Below are 2,466 nucleotides of genomic sequence, written 5' to 3'. Positions count from 1 at the left end.
TGTATATGGTACTCTAAAATTGAACCACCATCGCACTTGAAAACTGAACCACTTCAGTAGAAAATATCCTTAGCACAACTGTCGCTAAGGGGGAAGCTGGAGTGATCACTTTGAAGATGAAGCAAGAAATAATTCAATTGCATTTAGAAGGTCTGAGTGAACGGAAAATCGCAAAGCAAACAAAGAAAGCAAGGAATACAGTACGTAAATATATTAAGCAGTTTAAACAAAGTAGGCAGGTAGACGTACAAGATTTACCGATTACGGAAGAGGTCCTTCGACCTCCAACTTACAAGAAAAGAAAAGGAAAACAAAGAGCATTAACAGAAAAAATAAAAGCCAAACTAAGAGGCTATATCAAAGAAAACCAATGGAAAAAAGAGCATTATATGTCAAAGCAGCAAATGAAAATTACAGATATGCATGAAAAACTATTGGATGAAGGACACAAGATTAGCTATACAACGGTACGTAATTTTGTAAATAAAGAAACATCAAAAGCGAAAGAAGTATTTATTCGTCGACATGCCGAAGCAGGATATGAAGTTGAATTTGATTGGGGAGAAATTAAGCTAGAGATTGATCAAAAATTAAAAGTATATTATTTAGCGATTTTCACTTTACCGTACAGTAATTATCGATTTGCGAGAATTTATGAATCTCAATCTATGGTTTGTGTGCTAGATGTTCATACTGAGTTTATTAATCATATTGGCTTTATACCAAAGGTATTTACTTATGACAATATGAGAACAGTCGTGAAGCAATTCGTTGGCACAGAAAGAAAAATAACTGACAGCATGGTTCATTTATCGAATTATTATGAGTTTAACATTCGATTATGCCAACCAAGAAAAGGTAATGAAAAAGGTCATGTAGAAAGAAGTGTTGATTTCATTCGTAGAAAGGCATTTTCAGCGGTATACTCTTTTCAAAATTTAAATGAAGCAAGTATGCATTTAGAAACAACCTTAGCAAAATTAAATAAAAGAACTCATCACGAACATAAAGTGTCACATCATGAATTATTGGGGCAAGAAGCAGTGCAGTCTAGACCAGCCATTTCATCCTTTGATCCAGCAGATATGATAGAGGTACGAGTTAACAAATACAGTACGATTGTTTTTAAGCAAAATCATTATTCTGTCCCTGAGGGACATGTTGGAAAGTATATTAAAGCCAAGGTAGGTGCAAGGAAAATAAAGTTATTTGTAGAGGGTGAGCTAATCGCTACACATGAACGATGTTGGGGACTGCATCAATGGATTATGGATATTAATCATTATTTAAAAACATTTGAAAGAAAAAAAGGTGCTATTGCCCAAAGTGAGTGTTTGAGGCAAGCACCAACAAAAATAAAAAATATCTACTATGAACATTATATAGGAAAAGAAAAAGAATTTCTAGAGTTACTCCTATACATACAAATGAATAACAATATTGATGAAGTGATAAGCGCCATTGAACAGCTTAAAGCCATACGGCTAGATCATGTTTCGACAGAAAGAATTTTGTTTCTATGCGAACAATCTTTATCGAATGAAGGTCATTCAATGCAGAATGACGATATAACCAAACAAGCGGAAGATAACATGATGGCATATGCAGCATTATTTAATCAATTAGAGGAGGTCACTTCATCATGACAATGAAAGAACAAGTTATTCAAATGTGTAAGGATCTTAGATTACCAAGTATACGAAAACTAGTTAACGAAGAAACATCATTTAAACACCCAGAACAAGCAATTAAAATCCTGCATCAAGTGTTGGTGCAGGAAAAGGAAGATAGATTTATTCGAGCAAAACAAAATAGAATACGTGCGGCAAATTTCCCGCAAAAGAAGTTATTAGAGGAATTATCTTTGGAGGCGTTGCCTCCACAAGCACAACAAAAAATACCGATTTTAAAACAGTTAGATTTCATTAAGAAAGGACAAAATGTCATTTTAACAGGATCGCCTGGAACAGGTAAAACCCACACGGCTATTGGGATAGGTATGGAAGCATGTTTAGCTGGATATAAAGTGTTTTTTGCGACGGCACCTTCACTTATCAATCAATTAAAAGAGTGTAGGTCAGATCGAACGCTTCGTTCATTTGAACTGAAATTTGAAAAATATGACTTAGTTATAATTGATGAACTTGGTTATATCTCCTTCGATAAAGAAGGGGCAGAATTATTGTTTACCCATCTTTCCTTACGAGCAGGAAGAAAGTCAACAATTATAACAAGCAACTTACCATTTACAAGATGGAACGAAATATTTCATGATCAAGTACTCACGGCTGCGTTAACAGACCGATTAACCCATAAATCACATGTTTTAAATATGAATGGTCCATCTTTTAGAATGCGTGAGACGCAGGAATGGTTAAAAAACGAATCAACTGATGAATAATTATTTATTTTAGGGTGGTTCAAAATTTAATTGCGAAGTGGTTCACTTTTCACTTGCGAAATACA

General features: G+C 34.3%; 2 protein-coding genes. Both read left to right on the top strand.

Features of this window, described 5'->3' with window-relative positions:
• Nucleotides 1-110 precede the first annotated feature (110 nt).
• Nucleotides 111-1,646, top strand: coding sequence for an IS21 family transposase (istA, locus tag DX933_RS10310; RefSeq protein WP_449579676.1), 1,536 nt, complete (start codon nucleotides 111-113; stop codon nucleotides 1,644-1,646).
• Nucleotides 1,643-2,401 (top strand): IS21-like element helper ATPase IstB, encoded by a 759-nt coding sequence (gene istB, locus DX933_RS10305; protein WP_123316355.1) that lies wholly within the window; start codon nucleotides 1,643-1,645, stop codon nucleotides 2,399-2,401. Before istA ends, istB begins: the two co-directional genes overlap by 4 nt.
• Nucleotides 2,402-2,466: the final 65 nt, after the last annotated feature.

This window comes from Ornithinibacillus gellani (genome assembly GCF_003730295.1).
Lineage (GTDB): Bacteria > Bacillota > Bacilli > Bacillales > Amphibacillaceae > Ornithinibacillus_A > Ornithinibacillus_A gellani.
This window is presented reverse-complemented; position numbering and strand designations above follow the sequence as displayed.

Coding starts and splice junctions, on each gene's coding strand:
- istB (WP_123316355.1), top strand. CDS start 1,643: ATGACAATGAAAGAACAAGTTATTCAAATGTGTAAGGATCTTAGATTA.